The 25,851-nt window shown below is 62.6% G+C and carries 30 protein-coding genes and 1 tRNA gene; 16 read left to right on the forward strand and 15 right to left on the reverse strand.

Translation table 11 applies throughout. The features are described 5' to 3' along the window. Positions 1–160: 160 nt before the first annotated feature. The gene (gene tig / locus D9R08_RS11960; protein WP_121898328.1) at positions 161–1,489 is read right to left on the reverse strand and encodes a trigger factor; all 1,329 of its coding nucleotides are present in this window, start codon (positions 1,487–1,489) and stop codon (positions 161–163) included. Positions 1,490–1,608: 119 nt separating this feature from the next. Here tig and D9R08_RS11965 point away from each other — a divergent pair, with 119 nt between their 5' ends. Beyond that, on the forward strand, positions 1,609–1,887 hold the full coding sequence (locus D9R08_RS11965; protein ID WP_267898153.1) for a DUF5131 family protein: 279 nt from the start codon (positions 1,609–1,611) through the stop codon (positions 1,885–1,887). Here D9R08_RS11965 and D9R08_RS11970 read toward each other — a convergent pair. From D9R08_RS11970 to D9R08_RS11985, 5 genes are all read right to left on the reverse strand, one after another. Then, entirely contained in the window at positions 1,833–2,738 is a 906-nt protein-coding gene (locus D9R08_RS11970) for a hypothetical protein (protein WP_121898265.1), read from the reverse strand. The genes D9R08_RS11965 and D9R08_RS11970 overlap by 55 nt on opposite strands. 66 nt (positions 2,739–2,804) lie before the next feature. After that, entirely contained in the window at positions 2,805–2,966 is a 162-nt protein-coding gene (locus D9R08_RS19130) for a hypothetical protein (RefSeq protein WP_158598990.1), read from the reverse strand. After that, positions 2,950–4,077, reverse strand: coding sequence for an LPD38 domain-containing protein (locus tag D9R08_RS11975; protein ID WP_121898266.1), 1,128 nt, complete (start codon positions 4,075–4,077; stop codon positions 2,950–2,952). Before D9R08_RS11975 ends, D9R08_RS19130 begins: the two co-directional genes overlap by 17 nt. Further along, the gene (locus D9R08_RS11980) at positions 4,014–6,683 is read right to left on the reverse strand and encodes a hypothetical protein (RefSeq protein ID WP_121898267.1); all 2,670 of its coding nucleotides are present in this window, start codon (positions 6,681–6,683) and stop codon (positions 4,014–4,016) included. The genes D9R08_RS11975 and D9R08_RS11980 overlap by 64 nt, the downstream gene beginning before the upstream one ends. Beyond that, entirely contained in the window at positions 6,680–7,084 is a 405-nt protein-coding gene (locus tag D9R08_RS11985; protein ID WP_121898268.1) for a hypothetical protein, read from the reverse strand. Before D9R08_RS11985 ends, D9R08_RS11980 begins: the two co-directional genes overlap by 4 nt. 152 nt (positions 7,085–7,236) lie before the next feature. Here D9R08_RS11985 and D9R08_RS11990 point away from each other — a divergent pair, with 152 nt between their 5' ends. The 8 genes from D9R08_RS11990 to D9R08_RS12020 are packed head-to-tail and all read left to right on the forward strand — an operon-like array spanning position 7,237 to position 11,262. Then, positions 7,237–7,404, forward strand: coding sequence for a hypothetical protein (locus D9R08_RS11990; protein WP_158598991.1), 168 nt, complete (start codon positions 7,237–7,239; stop codon positions 7,402–7,404). Continuing rightward, a complete protein-coding gene (locus tag D9R08_RS11995; protein ID WP_147450669.1) occupies positions 7,401–7,796 on the forward strand; it encodes a hypothetical protein in 396 nt (131 codons plus the stop codon). Before D9R08_RS11990 ends, D9R08_RS11995 begins: the two co-directional genes overlap by 4 nt. Then, complete coding sequence (locus D9R08_RS12000) at positions 7,720–8,604, forward strand: hypothetical protein (protein ID WP_121898271.1); 885 nt, start codon at positions 7,720–7,722, stop codon at positions 8,602–8,604. The genes D9R08_RS11995 and D9R08_RS12000 overlap by 77 nt, the downstream gene beginning before the upstream one ends. Continuing rightward, positions 8,564–8,821, forward strand: a complete 258-nt coding sequence (locus tag D9R08_RS19420; RefSeq protein WP_147450670.1) for a hypothetical protein — start codon at positions 8,564–8,566, stop codon at positions 8,819–8,821. The genes D9R08_RS12000 and D9R08_RS19420 overlap by 41 nt, the downstream gene beginning before the upstream one ends. Beyond that, positions 8,818–9,804 carry a recombinase family protein gene (locus D9R08_RS12005; protein WP_147450671.1) on the forward strand — a complete coding sequence of 329 codons (987 nt, stop codon included), beginning with the start codon at positions 8,818–8,820 and terminating at the stop codon, positions 9,802–9,804. The genes D9R08_RS19420 and D9R08_RS12005 overlap by 4 nt, the downstream gene beginning before the upstream one ends. After that, complete coding sequence (locus D9R08_RS12010; protein ID WP_233557429.1) at positions 9,801–10,082, forward strand: hypothetical protein; 282 nt, start codon at positions 9,801–9,803, stop codon at positions 10,080–10,082. Before D9R08_RS12005 ends, D9R08_RS12010 begins: the two co-directional genes overlap by 4 nt. Continuing rightward, positions 10,079–10,273, forward strand: a complete 195-nt coding sequence (locus tag D9R08_RS12015; protein WP_121898273.1) for a hypothetical protein — start codon at positions 10,079–10,081, stop codon at positions 10,271–10,273. The genes D9R08_RS12010 and D9R08_RS12015 overlap by 4 nt, the downstream gene beginning before the upstream one ends. Next, a complete protein-coding gene (locus D9R08_RS12020) occupies positions 10,267–11,262 on the forward strand; it encodes a site-specific integrase (protein WP_121898274.1) in 996 nt (331 codons plus the stop codon). The genes D9R08_RS12015 and D9R08_RS12020 overlap by 7 nt, the downstream gene beginning before the upstream one ends. A 102-nt stretch (positions 11,263–11,364) precedes the next feature. On the opposite strand, the gene D9R08_RS12025 is transcribed toward D9R08_RS12020, so the two are convergent. Then, positions 11,365–11,449 (reverse strand) — tRNA-Leu (locus D9R08_RS12025). 321 nt (positions 11,450–11,770) lie between these two features. On the opposite strand from D9R08_RS12025, the gene D9R08_RS12030 reads away from it, so the two are divergent. Then, positions 11,771–12,274, forward strand: a complete 504-nt coding sequence (locus D9R08_RS12030) for a Hint domain-containing protein (RefSeq protein WP_121898275.1) — start codon at positions 11,771–11,773, stop codon at positions 12,272–12,274. 56 nt (positions 12,275–12,330) lie between these two features. On the opposite strand, the gene D9R08_RS12035 is transcribed toward D9R08_RS12030, so the two are convergent. Then, complete coding sequence (locus tag D9R08_RS12035) at positions 12,331–13,965, reverse strand: NAD(P)H-hydrate dehydratase (RefSeq protein WP_121898276.1); 1,635 nt, start codon at positions 13,963–13,965, stop codon at positions 12,331–12,333. Between the two features lie 175 nt (positions 13,966–14,140). Between D9R08_RS12035 and D9R08_RS12040 the strand changes: the two genes are divergently transcribed. The 3 genes from D9R08_RS12040 to D9R08_RS12050 all read left to right on the forward strand — a co-directional run bounded on the left by D9R08_RS12040 (position 14,141) and on the right by D9R08_RS12050 (position 16,594). Next, the gene (locus D9R08_RS12040) at positions 14,141–14,479 is read left to right on the forward strand and encodes a P-II family nitrogen regulator (protein WP_121898277.1); all 339 of its coding nucleotides are present in this window, start codon (positions 14,141–14,143) and stop codon (positions 14,477–14,479) included. A 72-nt stretch (positions 14,480–14,551) separates the two neighbouring features. Continuing rightward, positions 14,552–15,958 carry a type I glutamate--ammonia ligase gene (glnA, locus tag D9R08_RS12045; protein WP_121898278.1) on the forward strand — a complete coding sequence of 469 codons (1,407 nt, stop codon included), beginning with the start codon at positions 14,552–14,554 and terminating at the stop codon, positions 15,956–15,958. Positions 15,959–16,099: 141 nt separating this feature from the next. After that, on the forward strand, positions 16,100–16,594 hold the full coding sequence (locus D9R08_RS12050; RefSeq protein ID WP_121898279.1) for a YbjN domain-containing protein: 495 nt from the start codon (positions 16,100–16,102) through the stop codon (positions 16,592–16,594). Here D9R08_RS12050 and D9R08_RS12055 read toward each other — a convergent pair. The 6 genes from D9R08_RS12055 to argS form a co-directional block, all read right to left on the reverse strand. Continuing rightward, entirely contained in the window at positions 16,591–16,806 is a 216-nt protein-coding gene (locus tag D9R08_RS12055; RefSeq protein WP_121898330.1) for a hypothetical protein, read from the reverse strand. The two genes, D9R08_RS12050 and D9R08_RS12055, sit on opposite strands and share 4 nt — an antisense overlap. A gap of 70 nt (positions 16,807–16,876) precedes the next feature. Continuing rightward, complete coding sequence (gene scpB, locus D9R08_RS12060; RefSeq protein ID WP_121898280.1) at positions 16,877–17,548, reverse strand: SMC-Scp complex subunit ScpB; 672 nt, start codon at positions 17,546–17,548, stop codon at positions 16,877–16,879. Then, positions 17,545–18,351: a segregation and condensation protein A gene (locus tag D9R08_RS12065; RefSeq protein ID WP_121898281.1), complete on the reverse strand. Its 807-nt coding sequence runs from the start codon at positions 18,349–18,351 to the stop codon at positions 17,545–17,547. The genes scpB and D9R08_RS12065 overlap by 4 nt, the downstream gene beginning before the upstream one ends. Next, entirely contained in the window at positions 18,344–19,357 is a 1,014-nt protein-coding gene (locus tag D9R08_RS12070) for a glycoside hydrolase family 3 N-terminal domain-containing protein (protein WP_121898282.1), read from the reverse strand. The genes D9R08_RS12065 and D9R08_RS12070 overlap by 8 nt, the downstream gene beginning before the upstream one ends. Positions 19,358–19,362: 5 nt before the next feature. Further along, positions 19,363–20,328 (reverse strand): SPOR domain-containing protein, encoded by a 966-nt coding sequence (locus tag D9R08_RS12075; RefSeq protein ID WP_121898283.1) that lies wholly within the window; start codon positions 20,326–20,328, stop codon positions 19,363–19,365. Positions 20,329–20,412: 84 nt separating this feature from the next. Beyond that, positions 20,413–22,158: an arginine--tRNA ligase gene (argS, locus tag D9R08_RS12080; protein WP_121898284.1), complete on the reverse strand. Its 1,746-nt coding sequence runs from the start codon at positions 22,156–22,158 to the stop codon at positions 20,413–20,415. Between the two features lie 335 nt (positions 22,159–22,493). On the opposite strand from argS, the gene D9R08_RS19630 reads away from it, so the two are divergent. After that, positions 22,494–22,904, forward strand: a complete 411-nt coding sequence (locus tag D9R08_RS19630) for a potassium channel family protein (protein ID WP_199709339.1) — start codon at positions 22,494–22,496, stop codon at positions 22,902–22,904. Positions 22,905–23,035: 131 nt separating this feature from the next. Here the strand turns inward: D9R08_RS19630 and D9R08_RS12090 are convergent, their stop codons facing one another. Then, entirely contained in the window at positions 23,036–24,178 is a 1,143-nt protein-coding gene (locus tag D9R08_RS12090) for a deoxyguanosinetriphosphate triphosphohydrolase (protein ID WP_121898286.1), read from the reverse strand. Between the two features lie 78 nt (positions 24,179–24,256). On the opposite strand from D9R08_RS12090, the gene D9R08_RS12095 reads away from it, so the two are divergent. Then, positions 24,257–24,595 (forward strand): HesB/IscA family protein, encoded by a 339-nt coding sequence (locus tag D9R08_RS12095; RefSeq protein WP_199709340.1) that lies wholly within the window; start codon positions 24,257–24,259, stop codon positions 24,593–24,595. A 352-nt stretch (positions 24,596–24,947) separates the two neighbouring features. After that, positions 24,948–25,688: a class I SAM-dependent methyltransferase gene (locus tag D9R08_RS12100; protein ID WP_121898287.1), complete on the forward strand. Its 741-nt coding sequence runs from the start codon at positions 24,948–24,950 to the stop codon at positions 25,686–25,688. Positions 25,689–25,851: the final 163 nt, after the last annotated feature.

Genomic DNA, 25,851 nt, shown 5'->3' on the forward strand with positions numbered 1-25,851 from the left:
CGACAACGATAGGCGGATTGCCGCCAAACGCATAGGGAAAACCTTTCTCGGGGCATGCCTTTTTTATGCGTTTTGCATGTAAAAAGGGCCGCCCTAAGGACGGCCCAAATCACACTGTCTGATGGTCTGCGATATCGGCTGCGCGGGTCGCGCCGACGTCTCAGTCCTCGTCTTCGAGCGCCTCGACGGCCTTTTGCAGATCGTCCTTGGAGACGTCCTTGTCTTCCACCGCCGCCATTTCGAAGATGAAATCAATCACCTTGTCCTCGAAAAGCGGGGCCCGAAGCTGCTGCTGCGCGGCCTGATTTTTCTGAATGAACTCAAAGAACTGGCGCTCCTGCCCCGGATACTGCCGGGCCTGATTCATGATCGCCTGAGTCATCTCGGCATCCGAAACCTGAACATCGTTCTTCTGCCCAAGCTCTGCCAGAAGCAGGCCCAGACGGACGCGCCGTTCGGCCAGCGTCTTGTGCTCCTCGGTGGGCTCGATCTCCGGGTGGTCATGGCCCTGCACGTCGGGGTTTTCCTCATGCCAGAGCTGATGGGCGATCTGGCCGGCTTCCGCATCGACCAGCGACGGCGGCAGATCGAACTTCACCAGATCGTCCAGCTGGTCCAGCAGTTGCCGCTTCAGCACCTGCCGGGCGGCGCCGGAATACTGCGCCTTCAACTGCTCCTCGATCTGGCCCTTCAACGCGGCCAGATCCTCGGCCCCGTACTGCTTGGCCAGCTCGTCATTCATCTCGGCCGGTACGGGTTTCTTGACCTCTTTGATCTTGCACTCGAACACGGCCGCCTTGCCGGCAAGATGCTCGGCCTGATACTCCTCGGGGAAGGAGACCTCGACATCCTTTTCCTCGCCCGCCTTGGTGCCGACAAGCTGCTCTTCGAAGCCCGGAATGAAACTGTCGGACCCAAGGACCAGCGGGTAATCCTCCGCAGCGCCACCATCGAACGGCTCGCCATCGACCTTGCCAAGGAAGTCGATCACCACCTGATCGCCCTTGGCCGCCTTGCCTTTCTTGGTCGCGAAGTTCTGCGCGCTTTCGGCGATCTTGCCCAAAGCCTCGTCGACCTCCGCCTCCGCGGGGGACACGACCAGCCGCTCCAGCTTCAGCTTCTTGTAGTCCACATCCGGAATATCCGGCAGCTTTTCGTAGGACATGGAGACAACGATATCGTCGCCTTCCTTCCAGTCCTCGTTGACCATCTTGATCTCGGGCTGCATCGCGGGACGGTCGCCGCTCTCCTCCAGATGGCCCTGCATCGCGCCGTCGACGGTTTCCTGCATTGCCTCGCCCATCAGGCGCGGGCCGAACTGCTTCTTCAGAAGCGGCAACGGCACCTTGCCCTTGCGAAAGCCCTTCATTTCAACCTCGGGCTGCGCCTCGGCCAGTTTTTCGTCCACCTTCGCGTCCAGCTCGGCGCCCGTGATGGTGATTTCATAGGCGCGCTTCAGTCCGTCGTTCAGCGTCTCGGTGACGTTCATCATTGTCCTCGCATAGGTGAAAAGGGCACCCGGCGGGTCCCTTGGCAGAATTTGCGCCTTACTAGTGGGGGGCCGGGGGGCGTTCAACCCCGAAATGAAAGGGGTTTGGTGCGGGTGTCCTGACCGCGCCGCTCCGCCGCCGCAAGCCGACGATGTATTTCGTGAACTCCATAGGCGACTTGTTCCATGAGGACGCGCCCAACGACTGGATCGACCGCGTCTTCGCCGTGATGGCGATGGCCTCGCACCACACGTTCCAGGTGCTGACGAAGCGCTCCGCGAGGATGCGAGACTACCTTGGCGGCGACCGGTTTTCCGACAGTCACGCCAGCGAGCGGATCGCCTATGCGGCCATGACCTTGGTGGACGAGTCCACCCGCGGCATCTGTTTCGCGTGATGTTCGGTGGTGGCCGGGCTCATGATGAGGGTTGTGGAGGTGCCCGGCGCCGCCGCTGCATTGTCGGCAAAGGCCGATTGGGCGCCCGCCTTCAGCAGGCCGTATTTCGGCACTACGAACCGCGTGCCATCGTAGAACACCGGGATGATGTCGCCCACCGCCCAGTCTCCATCCGCGATGTCGCTTAGCGAGTTGGAGGCGTCGATCTTCTTGATGTCCTTCGCGCCCAGCGCGTCCACATTCAGGGTCGCAGCCCCGGTCGGCGCACGATCCGCGCGCAGCAGCCATGCCTGTTGGTCTGCATATGCCGTCACCGGATCGCTGGAAACGATGGTGAAAGCGTTGCCCGTGCCGCCGGTCGTCACAGGCCGGATCGCGTTGGTCAGACGTTGCGCCTCGGCAACGATCTGCGCGGTAGTTGCGAAGGACGTCGAGGCAAAGGTCGACGCAGAGCCAAGACCCAAAAGGCCGCGAAGCGCGGCCTGGTCCTCTGCCGTCACAAGCCCCTTGAAATAGGACGATGCCGCCGCGAACTGCTCGGCCAGCGTCCACGCGGTCCCGGTCCAGACATAGGCGTCGTATTCCGGGCTCTTGATGTAGAGGTTGCCCTGGGCCAGCGCACCGCCGGTGTTGTTGGTCGTGGGCGGAGACGATGCCACACCAAGGTAAAGCTCGCTCGACGCCGCATCCGCAATCTCGGTGATCAGGTAGGTGATGGCATCGTTCACGCCGGTCTTGATATCATCAAGCGCGACATCGAGATCGGCGCGATCAACCGTTTCCGTCGCCGTGAACTGGTCGACAAACTGCCAGACGCGCGTGATCGTCTTGCTTCCAAGGTTCCATGGCATCGGGCGCGCTCCGCTATCGTGCTTTGCGGGCAGGATAGGGAGAGGGTCAGGCGTTGTGCGGCGGAATCAGGGGGCGGCGACGTCTTCTGACGGCACGCACCGGGGGTCGTCGGGGAGAATGTCCACCCTGCCCCACGCGAAAACCAGAACGCCAAGCGCAACCGACAGAGCCAGATAGGCGCCGACCCATTTCACATAGGCCAGAAGCCAGCTATCGCGCCAATCCATCGAAGATACTTTCCGAGCTGTAGGGCGTGTTGCGCATCATCGCGCGAACATAGGCCCGGTTCAAGAGAAGGTATGCGGAGGCCTGGTCCTGCCTGCGGCCTACCGTGCCGCGGCGCAGACGTTCGGCCTCGAGGCGCACATCGGAGTTGCGCCAGAGGTCGGCCCGCCAGCGGATCTCATGGGGAACTGGATCGCCCGCTTCCTCATACCGGCGTGCCTGGTTGTGGGCGGCCTCCAGTTCGCGTCGCCGGTCCCAGTAGAGTGAGGATGTCCACCAGCCCTGCGGCGGCACATACATATCACGGAGAAGAGGCACATCCTGCGGGTCAACCTCGCCCTCGCCAAGCGTCAGCGCAATAAGGTTGGCCGACTGTCCGATGAAGCGACCCGCACCGCCGGTCAGGAATCCCGCCACATGGTCGATGCTGTTGGGGCTGACATCGACCAGCCCGCTTTCCGCATAGCTTCCGCCGGTCCACATATTCACCCGCTGCGCGATCAGACGGGACGCCTGCGTCGCTCCACTGGTGTGATAGTAGGCGTCGGGTAGTCCAGGCTGACGATACCGTGGATAGATCGGAGCCCCGGTGAACCGCTTGTTGGTCGCCATTTCCACGATCGGAGATGCGATCGTCGGCGTGATCGTGTGGATCAGGTCTTGCCCCGAGATCGGTGAGAAGGAGTTGAAGGCCAGCACCGCGACGTCGCCCAACGCGGTCCGCTCATTGCTCACTCCGCGCTCAAGCCGCGACAACCGGTTTCCGATGTAAGGGAAGACGTTGTAGCCGTAAGGCAGGAACAGGCGCACCGAAGTGTCGGCGCTGTTGGCCAGTCCTGCACCGTCCGCGCGCTCCCGATCCGAGCTGCCAGGCAACATCAGAACCGCGTTCATGCCATGCGTCCAGTCGGGGATCTTGTCGTAGAATAACTGGCCATCCTCGTCCTCGTCGGACAAGTATGCATTGGCCTGATCCAGCAGGAAGCCGATAGCGACCAAACCCAGTGTGGCGCGGCGCGCATAAGCGCTGTCCTTGAGCGACTTCAGGATCATGTGCGTTCCCTGGAAGCCCGCGTTGGAGAAGGTATAGGCGGCGTTGATGATCGACCCCATTCGCCGCGGCGGTTGAAGTTCACGGTCAGGTTTTTCCCGAGGCTTGCCGCCTCCTGGATCGTGTATCCCTCTTCGCGCGCCGCAACGAACGCGGCGAGGCGCACGGCATTGTCGGCGGCGAGGTTGATCCTCTCGATCGCTGCAAGAAAGGGGTTCTCGCTGATCCGTGGCGTCAGCATGCCCGCAGCCATGCCGATCGGCCCCGACCGGCGCCGCGCCATGCGTTCCAGTCGCGCCTGGCTGGCCTCCGGGTTCTCGATGATCCAGAACGATACCTTGCCCCCGGCCTCGTCGAACTCGCGGAAATACTTGGCCCATTTGGTATCGGCCTTACCACCCAAGCCCCGATATGCCCCGGCCAATGCTTTCGGCCAGTCGCGCAGCATGCGCCGCTGGATACGGGCGCTGTTGGGGAATCTGCGCACGTTGATGGTCGCAGTCAGCATGTCGCGCATGACGTTCTTGGGAAGGAACGGTGGGTTGAGCATTGTGTTGATGGTCGAGAAATACGGGCTGAACAAAGATAGCGCGCGCACCGGCCCTATCATCTCGTTGGTGCCCACCAGCCCCATGGCCCGCGCCAATCGCGGATCATGCAGCATGACACGATGCTCCTCGCCGCCCACCTTCACTGCGAACTCATTTGCTGCTTGGATCAGAGTGATCGGCGAAAAGGCGCGCTCCTCGACCAGCCCGGTGGTCTCATTGAATACCCGGCGGGTCTCGGCTCTTTTCACGGTCCAGAGGTTTTTCGACGGCAGATCTTTCGCCAGTCGATAGAGGTGCTGACCCACCGGGTTCTTCTCCGACCGCACCACGGCCTCCTGCGCCTGCGTCAGTGCCGCGATCAGCGGGTTGAACGCTTCAGAGCGGCGGCCCATCGCCATGCGGCTTTCCTGCCCGCGCATGTTGTAGCCGCGGCCCAGCCCGGTCATGTCCATTTCGGCATCGGCGTTGTCGGTCTCCGCCCAGCCTTTCAGCGGAACATAGTTCGCATATGCTTTTCGCCATGCCTCGGATTGGAACTCGCTCATCAGTCCTGCGTCCACACGCAGCTGGATCGACCACTCGCGCAGCGCGTCGACCTTCTTGCCGATCTCGCGGTAGACTTCGGCGGTGTCGCTGCCCTCTATCTCGGACAGGATCAGTGCGGCTTCCTCCGACGACATGCCCGAGCCGCCGTCCGGCATGTCGGGGTTGATCTCCGCGATCCGCTCGTTCCGCTCGACCGCGTGGCGGGCGTAGAGGTAGCGGCCCACCGTTTCCGCGGTCACGCCCTTGGTCTTGGCGATCAGGTCCATGATCGGCTCGAAGTAGTCATGTTCGATCTGGTCCAGCTTGTAGCCCGCGCGGCCCGAGTACATCTCCTCGCCGAGGTAGACGTTGAGGTCGTCTGGAACCGGGGCACCCATGACGGCCTCGATGCGTTCGAGCGAACGGAGGAAGGGCAGCATCCGGTCTTGAATACGGACGCGGACCTGGTCGGTGGTGTCGTTCACGCCGCCGCGGGCTTCGCGCAACCGCTCGCGGATGCTCATCTCGTTGGCGCCGAAGAGGGCATCCCAGACGCGCCGGTCGAGCAGATGGAGAGCGCCGCGGGTTTCCTCGATCAGGCCGGGGCTGCGCTGGTGCTTCATCAGGCGGTCGGTCTGAGACTGCCAGCCGCGCGGGCGGGCGTTGATTTCGGCCTTGCGGGCATAGGTGCCGCGGGCCATCGCGTGGATTATGTCGCCGGAGGTCTGCATACCCAGACCGCGCGCCCAATTGCGGACAGCTTTGAGGAAGTTGGCGATCTTGCGCAGCGCCTGAACTACCAGCGGCTCACGAATGAAGGCACGGCTCTTGGTTTCGTAGACCTCGCCGAAGGCTTCGGCCACGGCCTCCTCGATCTGTTCCTCTCGGGTCAGGTCGGGATACCGCGCCGAGATGGCATAGCGATCCATCCAGTCGGCTTCCGCCGTTTCAGACAGTAACGACCACTCTTCCCGAGTGAAAAGTCCCATGTGCCAGTAGATGTGAAGCGCCTCGTGGCCCAGGGTCCAGCGCGGGTTGAGCGTGTTGCCGATCGTGACAACCATCCGCCCGAAGTGATCTGCGTACGCGCGGCCTTGATGAACAAGAGACGGGTCGAATTGCAGGTCCACGTCCTTGAACCCCAGCCGATCAAGCTCCGCGCGCAACGACTTGTAGACACGGCTTTCCGCCATTGCCTCGCTGTATGGTACATAGGGGCCATGGTCGACACGCTGACGGCCTTGCTGATCGCGCGCCATCGTCACGTTGATGGTGTTCTTGCCCTGCATGAAGCCTTGCAGCGACATCGCCCCGGCCTCGCTGTTGGGGATGAAGCTGCGGCGCTTGTAGTTCATCATTTCGATCTGGAACCCAGCGCGCTGGAACGTACCGCCAGAACGCATGTCTTCGTGGGCTGTGTTCGGCCCAGGGATGATCTCGACGCGCTGTTCGCCTCCGACGCGCCGTCGCACGATGCGATGGACCGAGGAAAGATGCACGGTGCACCCGGTCATGACCGATTGCATCACCTCGCCTGCGCTCATGTCGATCTCGGGCGTGCCTACGCCCAGGTTTTCGAGCGTGCGCGTCAACTCCTGGGGCGGAATCTGCCGGCCCAGGAGGGTGCGACATCATCCAGCTTGATCCGCACGATCTTCGGACTGCTGGCCGGAAGCCGGTCCCAGATCGGCAGGAGCGCGCCCGTCACCATGTGGATGGTGTCCTCGCGGAATGCCGGCGCATCCGCGATTTGCTGATCCCAGTCGATCCGCGCGTCTGTTTCCTCTATCATCTCATAATTGAAACGATAATCCGGGCTGTCGATGACATCGCGGTGCGTAGCCGAGTAGCGGTGATAGGTCGGGATGACCTCGCCGCGGTCATCGGTGCGCGTCGAGGCAGGCCGAAAGCCATAGACCTTGCCGGCCTCCTTGCTCCGCTTCCACTGCACCCCGGAATACTTGGTGATGTCGTCGAAGCGCGTATCCACCATGACGACGCAACTCTTGATGCGGCGGCAGCAGTCTTGGCCAAGTCGAACCGCGCCGAAGATGTTCGGCTCGCCACGATGTGGCGCGACATGCGCGCCCGTGAGGTGGCGAAATGAACGGCCTTCTTGATCACCCCATCCGCGTTTGCGCCCCCATGCGCCCGGATCAACCCTACCTCGCCCAGATCAAGGGCTTGGGCTTCTCATTCTACGCCCCGACCGCGATGGCGGCGAAGCGAAAGGCCGAGGAGTGGCGGCAGGCCGAGTATCTCAAGATCACCAGTAAGGCGCAGCGTGTCGGGCGCGAGGAGGCCGCAGAGTGATCCGACAGCCCTCCACCTACGCTCAGCTCTACGACTGGCATATCCGGGCGATGCGTGGCGAGGATGTCCCGCGTCACGACGGAGACGCCTACGCTGGATGGTTCAAACGCCGCCTCGTGGAAGGTGGGCCATGGGTGCCGGTGCGGATCTTCGTTGAGCGCGAGATCGACGCCGACACAGGCGAGCTTGCTGGTCCTGAACGGCTGGTCATGGAGGTCGAGGGCATCCGTTCCGACCGCGACCCGGCCGATACCTTTTCTTGGCTCACCCCGATCAGCCGCGCCGAACACGACCGCCTCACCGACATGCGGCTTCGTGATCCGCGCTTCTTCACAAGCACCGACCGCATCGACCTTTCCGAAGCGCCAACATTGCCCCCAGGAGTATTCTGATGGAACCCGACGACCTGATCGCCGAAGCCAACCCCCGAGCAGTCATGGGCGCGAACAAACCGCCCCGTATGACCCCGACCTGCATCAGCAGTTCGAGGATCGCACCGCCGAGTTCATCGCAGCCAGCCAGAAGTGGCTTGACCTGCCCGAGATCACCGAGGAAGCGCACGCCCAGGCCCTGACCGACCAGATCGACGGGCTGCGCAAGCTGTTCAAGAAGGTCGATGAAGCGCGCACCGAGGCCAAGGCTCCGCACCTCGCGGCGGGCAAGGCCGTGGATGACGCTTTCGGCCCGATCAAGAAGCGCCTTGAGGTCTGCGCCAACGAGTTGAAGAAGAAGTTCGAACCGTGGATGGTTGCGCAGCGCCAGAAGGCGGAAGCAGAGGAGCGCGCCCGCCGCAAGGAAGCCGACCGGCAGCGCCGCGAGGCTGAAGAAGCCGTACGCAAGGCGCAGGCCGAAAACAATCTGGCCGCAAAGTTCGAGGCGGAGGAAAAGGCCAAGGCTGCGGCCGAGGCCGAAAAGCTGGCGAAGCAGAGGATCGACACAAACGCGAAGTCGGCCACCGGCTCAGGCCGCACCATCGCCCTGCGCACCGTCCACGAGGTCGAGATCGTTAACATCAACCTGCTGTTCATGCACTACCGCGACCGGCCCGAGGTAGCGGAGTTGCTCCATCGCCTCGCGTTGGCCGACGTGCGCGCGAAGGACGTAGATCACCGCAAGATCCCCGGCATCGTCATCAATAAAAAAAGCAGGTCGCAGCTTGATGGCAAAGCCTCTGAAATACCTGCCCGGCAAACGGATTAAGACCATTGGCGAGTTTGCCGATGAGATCGGCACAGGCCGATACCTGATCGATTGGCATGGTGGTGTGCCGCCCGAGGGCAGGCAGGGGCGCCGCATTAATCCAGGATGGGCCGCATCCTGGCAGTTCAACATGATCTGTTCGTTGATCGAGCGCGGATGCCTCTTCTGCACCATCCCGAACCCCAAACACCCCCACAACAAGGAACCAATCGTATGAACACTCAAGCGCCCGTTGCTGTCGCCGCTCCCACGAAAACCACAACGTCCGGCATGGGGTTGCTGATGAACCCCGACACCTTCGCCCATGTCCAGCGCGTCGCTGGCATGATGGCCAACAGTGCATTGTTCCCCGAGCACCTGCGCAAGGGCGGCGAGAAACAGGCGATCGCCAACGCTGTATTGGTCTTCGACATGGCGTTCCGCATGAACGAGAACCCGCTGACCGTGGCCCAGAACATCTACTTTGTCGGCGGCAAGCCGGCCTGGATGACGACCTACATAATCGCGCGAGCGAACCAGTCAGGTGTTTTTTCTGACCAGATCGAGTGGGAGGTGGAAGGAAAAGGCGAAGCGCTGACTGTCACTGCCTTTGCAACGCTGGCCAAGAGCGGGCGGAAGGCAGAGGCAAGTGTCGAAATGGCCATGGCCAAGGCCGAAGGCTGGACCAGCAACAAGAAGTATTCGAGCATGCCGGAGCGGATGCTTCGCTGGCGCGCCGCCACCGCCTTGATACGCCTCTATGCGCCGGAAGTGGTGATCGGAATGCCGGTTCAGATTGAATTGGAAACTGGCGAGATGCGCGACAACACCCCGCGCGAGACCGTGCGCCACGCATCAAGCGAGGCACCGATCGAAGCCGAGGACGTGCTAGATGCTGCGGAAACCGTGAGCGATGACGCTCCCCGGAACACGGAGAATGACGACCTCGCCAAAGACGCCGCGGGCCTCAACGGCAAGGCAGATGCGGAGCCCGAACAGGCCGAGGCCAACCAGGAATCCGACAGCGATCCAGACATGGAACGGTTCCAGCACCTCACCGACAGCATCCTGCGGGACATCGGCGACGTGGAGCCCGCGGGTGTCGATGACGTACTCGAACTCTACGATGGCCAGATCAAGCAACTGGAGTCTGTCGCGCCCGACCTGCACGCCATGGTGATGAAGGCGGCCAACGAGAAGCGGAGGGGGGGTGGCCAGTGAGCCGCGCCGAGGTAATGCAGGTGGGCCGCCTGGCCATGCGCGTCGAAGGCGATTTCTGGGTCGCATACTACGCTCTGCCAGACACCATGGAAGGCGCGCTTTTCCTCGGGTCTATCCGCATGGCGTTTGTGCAAGACATCGCCGCAAAGGAAACTTTCATGGCGCTGATGCGCGACGCGGTGTCGGACATCGTCAAGGGGCACACTGGAATTGCCCCGGAATGGCCCGACCCGCACGGCACGCCGGCGCCTGAGCATGAGCGCGCGGGGCGGACATGACCCCCATCTTCGCCACTGAGCGTAATGCTGCGAGGCTACTGGATATGAAGCCTCCTCAGTTTTGTGCATTGGTCGAGGCGGGTAGCCTGCCACCAGGCAAAGAAATCGCGCCAGGTGTCGTTCGTTGGTACGTTCCTGATCTCGTCGCCATACTCAATGGCGATGCGACATCGGAGGAGTTCCAATGGTGAGGGAAGCGGACAGGAAATACCTGTCGAAGGTCACACCTAACTGGAGAGTGTATTATTACTTCCGTCGGGGAAGTACCTATGTTCGCTTGCCCGACAACCCTGATAGCCCCGAGTTCGATCAGGAATACTGGGCAATTCGATCAGGCAGGAAGCGCAAGCCAGTCAAGACAAGCTTCAATGCGCTCATTGAAAGCTACTATCAATCGCCTCGTTTCACACGGCTGCGCGAAAGCACACAGGCTGAATATCGCAGGGCCCTGGAGGCTATCCGCGAAAAGAACGGGACCAAGGATTTTGCGCGTCTCCGCCGCAGAGACGTCATTGCAGCGCGCGATGCTCATGCAGGGACATGGCGCAAGGCCAACGCGATGGTGGAGACGATTTCGATCTTAGCGCGCCATGCCATCGACCTGGAATGGATCACAGACAATCCAGCGCGCGGAGTGGAGAAACTGACGGGTGGAGAGTATGAGCCGTGGCCCGAATGGGCGCAGCGCGCTTATGAGCGGTACTGTGAGGAGCATGGCCTGACGATTGAGCTGACCGCCTATCACCTTGGAGTCGGGACAGGGCAGCGCATCGGCGATGTGTGTAAGATGGAATGGGATCACTTTGACGGTGATTACATGAGCGTTGTGCAGGAGAAAACCGACACAAGGATTTGGATATATTGCCCTCGAAAACTCAAAGATTACTTGGGTTTATTGCCGAAGTCTGGAAAGTTCATACTGTCAAAAAACCTGACTGCGCCCATGGCCAAGCGCAGAATACAGGCCCGAGTTATGAAGGTCCGCGAGGCAATCGGCGCAGAAAAGTATGTTATTCACGGGTGGCGCTACACCGCTGCGATGGAGCTGGCCGAGGCAGGGTGTTCAGATAGCGAGAGTCGGGCCGTCACCGGGCATAAATCGCTGGACATGGTACGCAAGTATCGGTCACGCGCCCGACAGAAGCGGCTGAGCAAGAAGGCGCAGGAGCGGCGGGGATAGAACATGAAAAGAACAGGAATCTGCGAAACAAAGTGTGAAACACTCAAATCCCTGACGGACCGCGAGTATAACGACCGCCCAAATATGCGTTACAAATCAATATGGTGCGGGTGGAGGGACTTGAACCCCCACGCCTTGCGGCGCCAGAACCTAAATCTGGTGCGTCTACCAATTTCGCCACACCCGCATGCGCCGCGGTCTTTAGCAGAGGGCTTGGTCACAGTGTAGAGGCAAAACGCATCGGCCGAGCCAGGTGTCGCACACTCCCACTCCCCGTTCCGCGCGACAGGAACAAGGCCAAACCGGCAGGTATAGGCCAGCGCAACCCTCGCGCCCGCCGCCCCGCGCGCCCACCGAAAGCGTCTACGGGAGATTGCCGGACGATGCCCCTTTGTCACGGCGCAAAACCGCCCAATCAAAAGGCTTTGAGAATTCCGCCTGTATCGGTTAACCTTTTTTTAATCACAATGAGGCAGAGTTGCCCGCAGATCCATGAGCAGGATTTCATATGACACCGCCCGCAGATCATCGGCGCCATGACAGCGCATTGGACAAGGCCCCCTGGCTGGATGACGCCTCGCTTCCGGTCGGCACCACCCTGCTTACGCTGGATGGTGCGCTTCCGGTCGAGCATCTCGTGCCCGGCGACCGGGTGATCACCCGCGACGGTGCGTATCGGCTACGCGCCGCGCTGCGCCACACTGTACCTCAAGGGCTGCGCATGGTCCGCGTCAGCCGCAATGCCCTTGGCGGAAAGCCCGATACAGATATCACGCTTCCGGCCCGGCAGCGCGTTCTGATCCGCGACTGGCGCGCCAGGGCGATTTACAACACGCCGCAGGCCTGCGTCCCGGTCGAGCGTCTGATCGACGGGGAATACGTGCGCTGGACGGTGGACACGCCGGCGTATGTGATCTCTCTCCATTTCGACCGGCCGGTCATTCTTTATGCCGCAGGTCTGGAACTGCAAAGCACGGCCCGGCTGGCCCCGCCCGTCTCTGGCGCGCCCTAGCGCGCCGCAAACCGGGCGCACATGGCGACGCTCCCGCACCCCGGCCATGACTCTCCTCAGCGCGCCCGACGCGGCGCGGCATGCTCAAGATCACGCAACACCTCGGGAATCCTCTCGGGCAGATCCTCGGCGATGAGCCCCGGCCCGAAGGCGCGGGCGCATTCCACATGCAGCCATGCGCCGGTCTCCGCCGCCTCCATCGGGCTCATGCCCCGGGCCAGCAGGCCGGTGATGAACCCGGCCAGCACATCGCCCGACCCTGCGGTGGCAAGCCAGGGCGCTGCGCGGTCATACCGGGCGGCGTTGATCGACGCCTGCCCCGACGGCTCGGCGATCACCGTGTCGGGTCCCTTGAAAAGGATCGTGCAGCCCGCGCGCGCGGCAGCCTCCCGCGTGGCGTCGACCTTGGAATAGGCGGGGCCCTTGGTGGGCGTGGCATCAAGCCTTTCGGCGAGATCCGGGAAAAGGCGTCCGAACTCGCCCGCATGGGGCGTCAGGACGCAACGCTCATGCAGCATCGCGAACAGATCCGCGGGGGCCTCCGCAAAAGCGGTGAGCGCATCGGCGTCCAGAACGACGGATCGGCGCGGCGGAGACGCACTCCGCGCGCGGCCCCGTGACGGAGGATCCCCGGCCCCGAGCGCCACCGGCACAAGATCCCTCGCGCGGTCCACACCCAGTCCCGGACCGAGGCAGAGCGCATTCAGCCGCTCATCTTCCAGAAGGGCGGCGAGTGCCGCCGCCCCGTTGGCTCGCTTGATCATGATGGCGGTCAGTTGAGCAGCGTGTTCCGCCACCTCCGCATCCTCGCAGACAACGGAGACGAGGCCCGCGCCGATCCTGAGCGCAGCACGCGCGGCAAGGCGCGCGGCGCCGCCCGTGCCCGGCACACCGGAGAGGATGAGCGCGTGGCCATGGGAATACTTGTGATGATCCGCGCGTTTTGCCAGCGCCGCATGCGCCGGTCGCTCCACCAGGCGCACGATCTCGTCTGGCGGCACGGCCGGGCGGCTTTCGGACCCCGGCTTCAGGCCAATGTCACAAAGAACGATTTTCCCGCATTCGGAGGGGCCGCGATCCAGATAATGGCCAAGCTTCGCCGCATGAAAGGTTACGCTCATATCCGCCCTGATTGCCGTGTCCAGAATGCGCCCGCTATCGGCGCAAAGACCACTTGGCGTATCGATCGCCACCACGCGAACGTCCTTTTTGTCAGACAGGTCCCGTGCCTGCGCAAAAGCCGTGAAAGGCCCCCGAAAGGGGCGTGTGAGACCGGTCCCGAACAGTCCATCAACGATCAGACTGCACCCCGGCACCGCCAGATCATCGTCTTGCAGGGAGGCCGGGTCGATGTCGCGAACGGTGACCTCGCCCAGTTCTCTCCAGCGCTTGTAATTCGCTCTCGCATCCGGCGGCAGACTGTCAGGATCGCCGTAGAGGAACACTCTTACCTCCCATCCCCACTCTTTCAGCAGACGCGCTACGACGAACCCGTCGCCACCGTTGTTGCCCGGGCCGCACAGCACGACCGCGATGTGAGAGGCCTGCAGCAGATCCGGCCATTCGGCGAACACGGCCTCCACCACACCCCGGCCCGCACGCTCCATCAGTTCCAGCCCCGTGACCGAGCCGCTTTCAATCGCGGCGGTTTCGATCCCGCGCATCTGCTCCGCAGTCAGCAATTTCGTCACGCCACGTCCCTCTCGCGATTCATTTTCGCACAAAAAATATGCGTGCCGCCCAATTCGCCATCGCTCTGCCGGGTTTCCATTAACAGCGCAACGCATGCGTCATGCTACCCGATTGCCCCCCATGGGCGAAAGTGATGTCACGGGCGGGCATGCATGACGAGGAGGCCCGGGGGACATGAAAAAGATCGAGGCGATCATCAAACCGTTCAAACTGGATGAGGTCAAAGAGGCCCTTCAGGAGATCGGCATACAGGGCCTGAGCGTCACCGAGGTCAAGGGGTTCGGCCGCCAGAAAGGCCATACCGAACTTTACCGCGGCGCCGAATATGTTGTGGATTTCCTGCCCAAGGTGAAGATCGAGGTCGTGCTGGCCGATGATCAGGTGGATGCCGCGATCGAAGCGATTATCACCGCGGCCAAGACCGACAAGATCGGCGACGGCAAGATCTTCGTCTCCTCCATCGAACAGGCGATCCGCATCCGCACCGGCGAGGCCGGCGAAGACGCGCTTTGAACCGCGATCAGTTGTACGAGAGGGGCATGACCATGCCCCGGAAACAGACCCAAAACGTCAAGGAAGGTCACGATGAGCAAAGATAAGGTTTTGTCCATGATCAAGGACGAGGATGTCGAATATGTCGATATCCGCTTCACCGATCCGCGAGGCAAGCTTCAGCATGTCACGGTGTTGTCCGACCAGGTTGATGAAGACTTCCTGGACGAAGGGTTCATGTTCGACGGATCCTCGATTGCCGGCTGGAAAGGCATCGAAGCTTCCGACATGAAACTGATGCCCGACACCGAAAGTGTCTATGTCGACCCGTTCTACGCGGAAAAGACGATCTGCCTGCACTGCTCGATCGTGGAGCCGGACACCGGCGAATCCTACGAACGCGACCCGCGCGGCACGGCGGAAAAGGCCGAGGCGTATCTGAAATCCTCCGGTATCGGCGATGTGGCCTATTTCGGGCCCGAGGCGGAGTTCTTCCTCTTCGACGACGTGCGCTTTTCGGTCGGCATGAACAAGGTCTCCTACGAGGTCGACGCCCAGGACGCCGCCTGGAACACCGACAGCGAATATGAAATGGGCAACATGGGCCATCGCCCCGGCGTCAAGGGCGGCTATTTCCCTGTGAACCCCACCGATGCGTCCCATGATCTGCGCTCTGAAATGCTCTCCACGATGAAGCGGATCGGCATGAAGGTCGACAAGCACCACCACGAGGTGGCGTCGTGCCAGCACGAGCTTGGCCTGATCTTCGACAGCCTGACCAAACAGGCCGACGAGCTGCAGAAATACAAATACGTCATCCACAACGTGGCCCATGCCTATGGCAAGTCGGCTACCTTCATGCCCAAGCCCATCGCGGGCGACAACGGCACCGGCATGCATGTGAACATGTCGATCTGGAAAGACGGCAAGCCGCTTTTCGCGGGCGACAAATATGCCGACCTGTCTGACGAGGCGCTGTATTTCATCGGCGGCATCCTCAAGCACGCCAAGACGCTGAACGCCTTCACCAACCCGTCGACCAACAGCTACAAACGCCTGATCCCAGGCTTTGAAGCGCCGGTTCTGCGCGCCTATTCCGCCCGCAACCGCTCGGGCTGCGTGCGGATCCCGTGGACGGAATCGCCCAAGGCGAAACGGGTCGAGGCGCGGTTCCCCGATCCGTCGGCAAACCCCTATCTGTGCTTCGCGGCCCTTCTGATGGCCGGTCTTGACGGGATCCAGAACAAGATCCATCCGGGCGACCCCTCGGACAAGGACCTCTACGATCTGCCGCCCGAAGAGCTGGCGGGCATCCCCACGGTCTGCGCAAGCCTGCGCGAGGCGCTGGACGCGCTGGAGGCCGATCACGCCTTCCTGCTGGCCGGCGACGTGTTCACCAAGGACCAGATCGAGGGCTACATGGAGCTGAAATGGGAAGAGGTCTATGCCTTCGAGCATACGCCTCACCCGGTGGAGTATCTCAACTATTACAGCTGCTGAGCCGAAGCCGCTCGGGTTTTCGGAAAGGGCGCCATGTTGGCGCCCTTTTCTTTTGCGATATCAAGCGAAAGGCTTGACCCGACACGCCGCACCGATTGAGGATCAGCCGAACCTTTGAAACAGACCCGAACCGGAAGACCCATGACCCGCCTGGCCCTATTTGCGCTGCCCTTCGCCCTTCTGACCACCGCGACCCTCGCCCAGGACGCCGCGCCGCCTGCGCAACTGGGCACCGATCCCGGCGCGATCCTTGAGGTTGCAAGGGGCTTCGGCGCGGCCCAGATGGAAGCCGCCGACAGGGCCGGCCGCCCACTTGTGACCGGTATGTTGAATGGCACCCGCTATGGTGTGCTGATGTATGGCTGCGACGAGGGCGACGGCTGCGACAGCGTGCAGTTCTTCGCCACGTTTTCCGAATCCGGCTCCACGCTGGAGTTTCTGAACCAGTGGAACGCGGACAAACGGTTCGGCTCGGCCTATCTTCAGGAGGACGGCGATGTCATCCTGCACTACAGCACCAGCATCCGCTACGGCGTCAACCAGCGCAATTTCGAAGACACGTTCGATGTCTGGCAGGTCACGCTCAACCAGTTCGTGAACCGGCTTTCCGGCCTTCCCGACGACGCGGCCCGCTAGAACCGGGTGAACCGCGAGGCCTTGCGCATCGTGCGCACCATCTGGCGGGTGTTTTTCTGGCTGCGCCGGGCGCTTTCGCGCTGTTCGGGCGTCATCGCCTCTTCGCGGGCGTCGCCCCTGCCACGGGTGGCGCGGTTGATCCCGGCATTGACGCCGCGGTTCACAAGCTGACGGATCAGCGTATTCATTACCATGCGAATGATGCGGTCCATCATAGGCCTCCTGTTCGTTACTCCCCGGCAATATAGGGCAAAACGCGGCAGAATTCAGGCGTCTCGCCCGTCATTCCCCGAAAAGCTCGTCCTGGCCATCGTCATCGGGACCATCGTCCAGCTCCGACAGGTCGTCTTCGCCGCCCGGTCCCGGCATCAGCCCCGGCGGAGGACGGCTGTCGAGCAGACCGGCAGAGCGCAACTCTTTCAGGCCCGGCAGGTCGCGGGCGCTTTCCAGACCGAAATGATCCAGAAAGCCTTGCGTCACCACATAGGTCACCGGCCGGCCCGGCGTCATCTTGCGGCGGCCAAACCGCACCCATTCCATCTCGATCAGCTGATCCACCGTCCCGCGGCTGACCGAAACGCCGCGGATCTCCTCGATCTCGGCGCGGGTGACGGGCTGATGATAAGCGATGATCGCCAGCGTCTCGACCGCGGCGCGGCTCAGCTTGCGGGTCTCGACCGTCTCACGGCTCATCAGAAAACCCAGATCGGCGGCGGTGCGGATCGCCCAGGCATCGCCGACACGGGTCACGGTCACCCCCCTACCCTCGTAGCGGCGGCGCAGCAACACAAGCGCCTCCGCCGCATCGCAGCCATGGGGCATCCGCGCCTCCATCTCGCGGGTGGTCATCGGCTCTGACGACGCGAACAACAACGCCTCGACCATGCGTTCCTGCTCGGCCAGGGGCGGCGCCTGAAACAGGCTTTCCTCGGTGTCGGTCTCTGGGTCGCTCATTGCGGGTCGTCTTTGCGTTTCAGCTGGATCGGCGCGAAGGTTTCGGTCTGTCGCAACGTCACCTTGCCCGCCTTGGCCAGTTCGAGCGCCGCCGCAAAGGTGGAGGCCGTCGCGGAGCGGCGCCGCTTGGGGTCCATCTCCCACCCCTCGGGGATGTAGGAGGAGATATCGGTCCAGTCGCCCGCAAACCCGATCAGCCCGCGCATGCGCTCCAGCGCCTCCTCCATGGTGAAGACGCTTTCGCGATCCATCACGTAGGGGCGGAACTCGTCGCGGGTACGGATCCGGGCGTATCCCTGCATCAGGTCGATCAGGCTGGCGGTATAGGTGATCTTGCGCGCGGTCGTCACATCCTCGGGCAGACCGCGCACGAACCGATCCCGCCCCAGCCGGTCCCGGGCCATCAGCTTCGCCGCGCAGTCCCGCATCGCGGCAAGGCGCTCCAGCTGGAACGCCAGATGGGCGGCCATCTCCTCCCCCGACGGGCCCTCTTCGCTCGGATCGGGCGGCAGAAGCAGGCGCGATTTCAGAAAGGCGAGCCATGCCGCCATCACCAGATAATCCGCAGCAAGCTCGATCCGCAGCGCGCGCGCCTGTTCGACGAACACCAGATATTGCTCGGCCAGTTGCAGGACGGAGACCTTGCGCAGATCGACCTTCTGTGTGCGACCCAGCATCAGCAGCAGATCGAGCGGCCCTTCGAACCCGTCCACATCGACGATCAGCGCTTCGGCGGCGCGCCGCTCGCTGACCGCGTCCCACTCCGCGTCATTGTCATTTGCCGGTACCGGGATCTCAGCCATAAACCTGTCCGTCCAGAAGCGCCGCAAGGTCGGCTTCGGCGGCGTCAATGTCAAGCGGCTCGGGGCGGCGGCGCGCCGCAAGCGCGGCGTCGGCGCGGGATTTCGCGCGTCCCGTCAATCCGCCGCTGGCGCCCACCACCTCTTCCATCTCGGCGCGGTCGCCATTGCAGTGCAGAACGATATCGCACCCCGCCTGCCGCGACAGCGCGGCCCGCTCCGCCAGCGGGCCCGGCAAGGCCCCCATGGAAAGATCGTCGGTCATCAGCAACCCGTCAAAGCCGATCTCCTGCCGGATCAGGTCGATCAGACGTGGCGACATGGTGGCGGGCAAACCGTCCTCCACGGCCTCGTAGACAATGTGGGCGCTCATCCCCATGGGCAGATCGGCCAGCGGCCTGAACGCCGCGAAATCCACCGCGCGCAGCTCCTTCAGCGGGGCGGCCACCCTCGGCAGGGTCTGGTGGCTGTCCACCTCGCCCAGGCCGTAGCCCGGCAGATGTTTCAGAACCGGCAGAACGCCGCCGGCCATCAGCCCCTCGGCTACGGCCCGGGCCGCGCCGATGACGCCGGGCGCATCATGGCCGTAAAGGCGATTGCGCAGCATCGGATGCGTGCTGTCGCGCGCCACATCGGCAAGCGGCGCGCAATTCGCGTCGATGCCGACATCATGGAGTTCATGGGCGATCAGCCGCGCACGCAGAAACATGGACCGCGCGGCGCGGTCCCGGCCCGCGGCCATCACCTGATCGAGCGCCGGGCGCCATTGCCGCCAGTTAGGCGGCCCCATGCGCTGAACACGCCCCCCCTCCTGGTCGATCAGCACCGGGGCCTCGCGACCCACGGAGGTGCGCAAATCGTCGGTCAGACGGCGGAGCTGCCCCGGGTTTTCGACATTACGGGCGAACAGGATAAAGCCCCAGGGCTGCGCTTCGGCGAAAAAGGCGGCTTCGTCAGCGGACAGGACAGGACCGAGACATCCAAGAATCGTGGCAGAACCCGCCGCCATTCCGCTCAGCGTACCGTGACAGGGATACAGGCCGCGCCTTGTGCCAGAAGCGTCGTGCAGAAACGCCGCGCATCGCTGAGATCGGTGAACCCATGGGCGCGCAGCCGGTAGAACTGCCGCCCGCCCGAGACGGCCGGTTGCACGATCCGAGAGCGCCCGTCGAAGAAATCGGGGAAGCTGCGGGTCAGCCTCTCCCATTCCGTGCGCGCGGTCTCGGCATCGTCAAAGGCGCCAAGCTGGACCAGCCGGGTCCCCGCCGGCAGGCTGTCCGGGTCGATCTCGGCGGCCGGCGTCGCGCCGGCCGTGGCAGTGGCCGCATCGGCCGCGGCGCTCAGCGCAGCCATCTGAACCGCCGCCGGGCGGGTGGTCGGCCGCGGAGAGCTGCGCACGCCGGGCACCGAAACCGGGATCACGGCAATCGCATCGCGGGTCTGCGGCGCGGGGTCGGGTGATATGGCCTCAGGCGTCGCGGCCGTCTCGGCCCCTGCCTCGGGCGCGGGGGTCGCCTGCGTTTCGTCCTGCATCAGCCGGTCGATCAGGGCCAGCGTCGCTTCGCTGGCGGCCTGCGGCGTGGGCGTTTCCGGCGCGGCCTCGCGTGTCGCCTCCGGCAGGCTGGCCGAACTGAGATCGATCTCGACCAGTTCCACCGGCGGCGGAGCCAGCACGATCCGGTCGGCGGCGGGCTCGGCCTCCCGCCCTTCGGCGATACGGTTCACCGCCAGCCCCTGATGGTCCGCCTGGCTGCCGCCGGGGTTTTCCGGGGCGACCCGCATGGCCCCTTCCAGCGCGCGGACGACCGGCACCCCGGTCACGTCGCGCATCGTCAGCTGCCACGCCCAGATCGCCATGCCCGCGATCAAGCCGAGCGAGATCAGCGCCCCGGCCCAATTGATCAATGTTCCAATTGGCGACGGCCCCGCCGGCGGCGGATGACCATGCGCCTCATCCTCGAAATAATCGATATCAGCCATGCCTGCCCTCTTGTGCCCGGCAATGGCGATGCCGGGGTTTGCCTGCTCGTCCCCGCCTCGGCGCCTTGTTATCGAGGTCTCGCCTCAGCGCATTTCGTTCAGCGGGGTCACACCTAAAATACCAAGACCGCCCGAAATAACAACGGCTACGGCGCGAATCAGCGCAGATTTCGCCAAAGTTGCGGTTTCGTCATCCTCCTGCAGGAAGCGCAGCGACGGATCGGCATTGCCCTTGTTCCACAATGCGTGGAATTCCGAGGCCAGATCATAGAGATAGAACGCCACCCGATGCGGCTCGTGGGTCTGGGCCGCGATCTCGACCAGCCGCGGCCATTCCGCCAGCTTCGCGGCCAGAGCAAGCTCCGCCGGATCGGAGATCGCGCACAGATCCGCCTCCGCCAGCACGGCGTCATCGGCGGAGATCCCCGCCTCGGCCGCCTTGCGCAGCACCGAGGCGATCCGCGCATGGGCATATTGCACGTACCAGACCGGGTTTTCCTTCGATTGCTCGGTCACCTTCTCCACATCGAAATCAAGCGGCGCATCGTTCTTGCGGGTCAGCATCACGAACCTGGTCACGTCCGGCCCGACCAGATCCACCACATCGCGAAGCGTGACGAACGTGCCCGCGCGTTTGGACATTTTCAGCTCTTCCTCGCCCCGCCGCAGCTTGACAAGCTGCATCAGCTTGATGTCGAGCGGCACCTTGCTGTCCGAGAGCGCGGCCACCGCCGCCTTCATCCGTTTGACATACCCGCCATGATCGGCGCCAAAGACGTCGATCAACTCGTCGAACCCGCGCGATACCTTGTCGTAATGATAGGCGATATCGGGCGCGAAATAGGTCCATGACCCATCCGACTTCATGACCGGCCGGTCCACGTCGTCGCCGAATTCGGTGGATTTGAACAAGGTCTGGACCCGTGGCTCCCAATCCTCGGGCGTCTTGCCCTTGGGTGGCTCCAGTGTGCCTTCATAGATCAGGCCCTTGCTCCGCAGTTCGGCGATGGCCTCTTCGATGCGGCCGCTGCCATAGAGCGATTTCTCGGAATAGAAGACATCCATCTCGACGCCGAGCTGCGCCAGATCGGCGCGGATCATCTCCAACATGGCGTCAGTCGCGAAGTCGCGCACCTCGGCCAGCCAGAACTGCTCCCCCTTGTCCAGGAACGCATCACCGACCTTGTCCTTCAGCGCCTGCCCGACTTCGATGAGGTAATCGCCCGGATAGGTGCCCTCCTCGAAGGCGACCTTCTGCCCATGGGCCTCCAGGTAGCGCAGATAGACAGAGCGGGCGAGCACATCGACCTGCCCGCCGCCATCGTTGATATAGTATTCCCGCGTCACCGCATGGCCGGTGAAATCCAGAAGACTGGCCAGCGCGTCGCCGAACACCGCGCCCCGCGTGTGGCCCACATGCAGCGGCCCGGTCGGGTTCGCGGAAACATATTCGACATTCACCTTCCGCCCCGCGCCCACGTCGGAGCGACCATATCCAGCCCCGGCGGCAACGATGCCCCGGATCACGCCGCGCCAGGTCTCCGCCGACAGCCGCAGGTTGATGAAGCCGGGCCCGGCTACATCGGCGCTGTCGATCCGGTCATCGGCGGCCAGCTTGCCCGCCAGCGCCTCCGCGATATCGCGCGGTTTCATCCCGGCGGGCTTGGCCAGCACCATTGCTGCATTGGTCGCCATATCCCCATGGGCGGCGTCGCGCGGCGGCTCCACCGTGACGTTTCGCATCTCCAGCCCGCCCGGAAGAACCCGCTCGGCGACAAGCGTGTCGAGGCTTTGCAGAACAAGGGTACGGATATCGGTGAACAGATGCATATGGCTTTCCCCTAACTGCCCGGCGGTTTAGCATCTGGGAAAGGAAGGTCAACGCCGGCTTGGAGCATCGGCCGGACGCAGGTCCACGCGATATCTGACATTATCACGACGATCAGTATCCTGCTGGTCGTGTTCTCCGGTCGCTGGATCTCAGACACGCCTGCAGTTGCTGTCGTATTGCTAGTCTTCGCATTGTTGTATGTGGCGTTTCTAGCCACACATTCGCCTACTCGGCCTATTCAGGCAAAGGCAATATCAGCAACTTCCTGCTTCATATCGCCATTTCGTCGGTTCAGACCGTCACAAGCTGCGCCGCCTTCTATATAAGCTACGGATTGAACGGTACTGGGTGCGTTACGGATGCCGCCGAAGCGTTCTATTTCTCTACGGTGTCTTTCTCGACCCTGGGCTTCGGCGATCTGACGCCACAGGAAGGCCTGAGCCGTGCCGTTGCCGCAGGAGAGGCCGTCGTCGGTAATCTGCATCTGGCGCTTTTCGCCGCGTCCGCATTTTTCTTGCTCAGCGGCACCGGTCAAAACGGCGATGACGCCGCCCCCGAAGCTGACCCGGTGGAAAAGGAGAATATCGAAACCCTGCTGCTTTCCTGTCAACAGCGAGTTTCAAGTCTGCAAGCCGAATTGGATCGGCTTCGACAGCGTTCGGGAGAGTGGCAAAAAGAGATTGACGACGAACTCAGCCGAGACGAGCGGCCAGCACCAGAACAGCCAGAAAAGCCGCCAGAATGAACCAGGCGCGGTTCTCGACGAACCTGATCACGCGCAGAGCATGCAAAGCGATGATCTTGTCGTTCATGTCAACTCCCGTTTCGTCTGGTCAAACATGGGTCGAAAACACCAAAAGATAAATAATGCTGCCTTCAAGCGCCGCCGATCAGTCGTGCGTGTTCCTGAAGCGCGAAGCGGTCCGTCATGCCCGCGATGTAGTCCGACACGATCCGCGCCAGCGCCACCTCGCCATCGGCCTCCTCCACATCCTTGCGCCACTGTTTCGGCAGGCTCTCGGCATGCGCCATGAAATAGGGGAACAGGTCGTTGACCACGCCGGTTACCTCCGCGCGCATTTCGACCACCCCGGGGGCGCGATACATGCGTTTGAAGAGGAACCGCCGGATCACGTTCAGATCCGCCCAGACCGCATCGGAAAACCGGATCATGCCCCGGCCAGCCGCCCGGACATCTTCCGCGCTTTCCGGTGCGATCCCGGTCAGGTTGCGCCGGGCAACCGCGATCACATCCTCCACCAGAACGCCGAAAAAACGCCTCAGCGCCTCGTGCCGCCGCCGATAGTAATTGAGGTTCGGGTAAAGCCGGTCTACCTCGGCGAAACAGTCCGACAGGATCGGCAGTTCCGCCAACTCGTCGGTCGAAAACAGCTCGGCCCTCAACCCGTCATGCAGATCGTGATGATTGTAGGCCACATCGTCGGCGATGGCCGCCACCTGCGCCTCGGCGCTTGCATGGCTGTGCAGTTCCAGATCGTGGCGCGCGTTGTAACCGGCCAGGGCCCAGGGCAGATCGCCGGTCACCGGGCCGTTATGCTTGGCCAGACCCTCCAGCGTTTCCCATGTCAGGTTCAGCCCGTCGAACTCCGCGTAATGCCGCTCAAGCGAGGTCACGATGCGGATCGCCTGCGCGTTGTGGTCGAACCCGCCATAAGGTGCCATCAGCACCGACAGCGCGTCTTCGCCGGTATGGCCGAAGGGCGTGTGCCCCAGATCATGGGCCAGCGCCAACGCCTCGGTCAGCTCCGCGTTGAGGCCGAGCACACCGGCGATGGTGCGTGCCACCTGCGCCACTTCGATCGAATGGGTCAGGCGGGTGCGGTAGTAATCTCCCTCATGCTCCACGAAGACCTGCGTCTTGTGTTTCAGCCGCCGGAAAGCGGAGGCATGGATGATCCGGTCGCGGTCCCGCTGAAAACAGGAGCGAAAGGTGCTTTCCTCCTCGGCTATCAGCCGTCCCCGGCTGTTGCCCGGATCGCAGGCATAGACCGCCAGCATCGCCGCCTCCTTGTGGCATCCCCTCGCGCCCCATATATTCAGTTTCGTAGCGAAGCGACACCGCCCGGAGCCCAAAAGATGACCCTGACCCTGACCGTTCCGCCCAAAGTCACCCCGCGCGCCTTTGAACGTCTTGCCGAAATCAACGAAGACACGGACACGCCCAAAGCCCTTAGGGTGGCCGTGGAAGGCGGCGGATGTTCCGGATTTCAGTATGAGATCAAGCTGGACGACCCGGCCGAGGATGATCTGGTGCTGGAGGGCGGCGGCCAGAAAGTCGTGGTCGACAGCGTATCGCTGCCATTTCTGGCTGATGCGGTGATCGACTTTTCCGAAGAGTTGATCGGGGCGCGCTTCACCATCGAAAACCCCAACGCCTCGTCATCCTGCGGCTGCGGCACGTCCTTTTCCATGTAACGCGCCTGCAGGCACGGGATGCGCCCGGCAGGCACACCTTGTCTGCCTGCAGGATCGTCGCGGGTTCCCCACCGGCCCGATCACCAACCCGGGGCGGGCCGGCCTCCGCTTCATGGATATCCCCGGGCGTTCGCGAGCATCGCGTATCCTTGACGGGACGGGGCGGATTGCATGATCCCTATAGTGGGGTGGCGCCACACGGTATCGGCTCAAGGACCAGGTGTTTCTGGACCAAACCAGAGCTTCATCTCCATCTATACGAAGGTCGGCAATGCGGGACGAAGCGGACATTTGGTGCTGATAGTTGAATGTCGGCTTCCGTCGCAGCCGCCGAATTTGTAGATCACTGTCTATGGATGCCCTTTATCAAAACCAAAAACTCGTTGAATTATATGATGCGGTAAATCGGTCTCGCGAGGACTTTGATTTTTACATCGCGGGACTGCCAGAACCACCTGCAACTCTCTTGGATATTGGATGCGGTACTGGAACCTTCGCGCTCGAGCTCGCACATCGCGGCTATGATGTCACGGCAGTCGATCCGGCGGCGCAGATGGTTGCGCTGGCAGTGCGAAAAGATACCGGCCGATCCGTAAAGTGGTTCACTGGTTCTGTTACCGACTTAGACATTGATCTAAGGGTCAGCGCCGCAGTCATGACCGGCCACGCGTTTCAGTGTCTCCTAGAAGACACCCAGATTTCAGCGTTGTTCGAAGCAGTAGGCCAGCGGCTGTCTCAAGACGGATCATTTTGGTTCGAGACCCGCAATCGCGCAGCCAAACCTTGGCTCCGGTGGACGCCTGACCATGCCGCGCCGCCCGTCGACCTTGGTGCGGGTCGAACTGTTGAAGTCATCCACAGAGTCTTAAGCGTGAACGACGACTGCGTGACGTTCGAAGAGCATTACAATTTCAACGACGACAGCGGAACTTTGACATCACAAAGCACGCTGCGATTTCTTGACCTAGACGGTATAGAAAAACTCGCAGCCAAAAATGGCCTAGTGCTGTCGGAGACCTTCGGAAACTGGAAGCGGGAACCTTTGATGCGTGACAGCCCCGAGATAATCGTTCGTCTGAAGAAAGCTGTGTAGCGGACATTCGGCCCCCCTGCAGCATCGGTCAACATGGGCGTATTTCGTTGAAAAACTCTTCCTTGATCGAGGCGTAAGCCGCTGATTCAATTCTCTCAACGAGCGGGAGGATTGGCCATGATGGGACCGAAGCAGGAAGCGCAGGCGGCACTGTTCTATGAGT

Origin of the sequence: Rhodophyticola porphyridii (assembly GCF_003688285.1) — a bacterium.
GTDB classification, from domain to species: domain Bacteria; phylum Pseudomonadota; class Alphaproteobacteria; order Rhodobacterales; family Rhodobacteraceae; genus Rhodophyticola; species Rhodophyticola porphyridii.